General features: G+C 69.9%; 2 protein-coding genes. Both read right to left on the bottom strand.

Features of this window, described 5'->3' with window-relative positions:
* The coding region (locus DDE13_RS22250) for a Mu transposase C-terminal domain-containing protein (RefSeq protein ID WP_111406378.1) at nucleotides 1-1,721 on the bottom strand (1,721 nt) is incomplete at its 3' end.
* A complete protein-coding gene (locus tag DDE13_RS22245; protein WP_162631193.1) occupies nucleotides 1,721-2,395 on the bottom strand; it encodes a hypothetical protein in 675 nt (224 codons plus the stop codon). The genes DDE13_RS22250 and DDE13_RS22245, both read right to left, overlap by 1 nt.
* Nucleotides 2,396-2,717: the final 322 nt, after the last annotated feature.

Below are 2,717 nucleotides of genomic sequence, written 5' to 3'. Positions count from 1 at the left end.
ATGGCGCCGATATCCTCCGGGTACCAGCGGATGCGGACCTTGCGATCCCGGACATGCAGCGCCCATCGCGCCAGCGTCTCGGACTGGTACCGCACGCCCCACACGGTGATCCCGCTCTTCTGCACTATCCGCGCGAGATGCGTGCCGAGCGCCAGGCGCCGGCGGCGCAGGTCCGGCGGCGCGCCGACCCCATAGGTGTCCATCAGCCGGGCCCAGCAACGCGCGGGCGTTTCGCCATCCAGTCCGGCATGGGGCGTGTTGTGATAGACATCGACCACCCAACGAGTCAGGGCGTGGCACAGATCGTCCGCCGTCAGCGCGGCCTTCGCCGCGGGGTCGTAATCGCCCTTTTCCAGCATGTTCGAAAAGGTGCGCCCGGTCAGGCGCGCGACGAGCCGCGTGCCCACTGTCCGGAACAGCCGCTCGACCCGCGCGCGCATGCGCGGCGCACCGGCGGGCGCGTTCTCGAATCGGATGCCGAGATCGCGCAGCGCCACGCGCACATCGTAGTTCATGAACTCGGTGCCGCAGTCGGTGACCACCAGCTCCGGCGTGCCGAACTGGGCCCAGGGCGACAGCGCGGCGACCGCGTCGGTCCACACGCCCTTGTCGCGCAGCATCATGTCGATGGTCTGCAGGGTCGGTTGCGCCCCCGGCGCACGGCAGAGCCGCATGCCGACGATGCAGCGCGTCGTGGCGCACTCGGCCAGGGTTATGTACCAGCGCGCCTTGCCGCCATCGAGCCCGAGGATCGCCTTGTCCGCATCCGACAGCACGCCGTAAAGACCCGCCGTCGCCATCAGCGACATGAGGTCGATCTTGCAGCTGTCCATCTCGACGCGCTGCAGCGGGCGGGTCAGCTCCAGCCCGCGGCCGACCGGTGCGTCCCGGTTGCGCACGATGCCCGCGCCCTCCCGCGCCAGCGCGCAGCGCAACGGGTCGAGCGCGAGGATCGCCTGCCGCACGGTCTCGCGCGAGGGCACCACGAGGTCGGGCTGGCCCGCCGCCCGGCGCTGCCGGTTCTCGGCCTCGAACCGCGTCTTCACATCGTCATGGACCTGCGCCTGGCTCGGCTTGCGGTCGTCGAGATAGCCGTCGACCACACTGTGCATCAGGTTGAGTTCCTCGGGGCGCATGCGCCGCGCCCGGTTCCCGCGCGCGCCCCGCGCGCCGTAAAGCCCGGACAGGCCGAGGTCTTCATAGGCCGTCACCCAACGCCGCAGGTTGCGCGGGCTGAGCTTCGGGATCACGAGACTGCCGGGTTCGGCCACATACGGATCGCAGGCGCTGGGTTGTTTCAGGTAGGCCGCGGCGCGGATCTGGATCTTGTGCAGCGCCGCCGCGATGGAGGCGTCCGTGCGCTTGACCTCGCCCGCCTGCTCGCAGTCGAGAAACGCAAGCACGGACGCTTCGCGGACCCGTGCGATCCGGTGCTGCTGCACGCTCAGGGTCGAGAGCACATCGGCGGGCGCGGCCAGTCGCTGCCGGGCCCCGTCGGGCCGCAGCCCGTCCCGCTCGTGAGCCAGCTTGCCCACCTGCGACAGGCGCGCCAGTTGCGAATGGCTGTAGGCCGCTGACATGCCGGTGCCGTCGACACGCACGACGAGCCAGCCGTCATCGGTCTTGTCGGCCGCCCGGTAGGCCGTGCCATCGATGCGCAGGATGTCGTAGGCGCCGAAGGCAAAGCGCGGCGCGGCGGGGCTGGGGGCGATATCGAACATCAGGCGGCACTCCGTTTGACGAAGGTTTCGTGGGCGATCCGGGCGTGACGGGCAAGTTCCAGATCGTGGCAGCGCAGCAGGCGGACGATGGCGCGAAAGCCGCGACCGCCGACATTCAGGGTCCGGGCCAGGGTCCCGATCCGGACCGCGCCGCCGCCCATGCCCTGCACAAGGCGGCGCGCGGCGGCGTCGATCTCTGGGTCCGGGGTGCGGCAGCTGTGCAGCAGCTCGGCGTTGTGCAGCTCGATCGGGTCGAGATGCCGGTCGGTCATGACGCAGACCCGGTCGGCGATGTCGGGCGTCAGCTGTGCCGCGATCCGCGCGGTGGTCTCGCGGAACTTCGGGCGCTGCGCCTTGTCCGCAGGCTTCACGATGAGCACGACACGGCTGCCATCCCGCAACGTGAGGCGGAAGTCGAAGAAGTGCCACTGCATGAGCCCCTGTGCATCCATCCAGAGGCAGGGCACCTGCGTTTCGAGGTGAACGACGTCGCGGCGCGCCAGCATGACCATCGCGACCTGCATCTCGAGATGGCTTTCGACATCGATGGCCCTGCCTTCATCCTCACCCGTGACGATGGTGCCGGAGAAACGATGGCGGGCGCCCATTGCGACCTGTCGTGCGGCGGCGGGGGGTTTTGGCGGGATGAGGCCGCCGGTGGGTGTCTGGTACATCGTGGTGTTCCTTCTGCAGCTTGCGGGGCGTGCGGCCCTTTCGGTTCGGGGCCTTGTCACGCGGCGTGGGGGGCTTCTCGGGGCAAAGTCTGTCCAAAACGTGACTGGCCGCCGGGAAAAGAGTCCCGAGGAGATTTTTTTGGGGCGTGTGAGGGCGATCTTTACCTTTCGACCTGTGCGGTCGTTCGTGGCGCGCGATCCGGGGCGAATCGCGCGCCATGGAGGCGTTGTTGGGGGCAGCGCCGGGTCACGCCGGGTTGCGGGGCGCCCCGGCGGGCTGCGTGGGCCCGTCCACCAGCGCCGCGCGGTGCCGCGCCACGGC

This window comes from Meridianimarinicoccus zhengii, assembly GCF_003254465.1.
Classification (GTDB): Bacteria; Pseudomonadota; Alphaproteobacteria; order Rhodobacterales; family Rhodobacteraceae; genus Meridianimarinicoccus; species Meridianimarinicoccus zhengii.
This window is presented reverse-complemented; position numbering and strand designations above follow the sequence as displayed.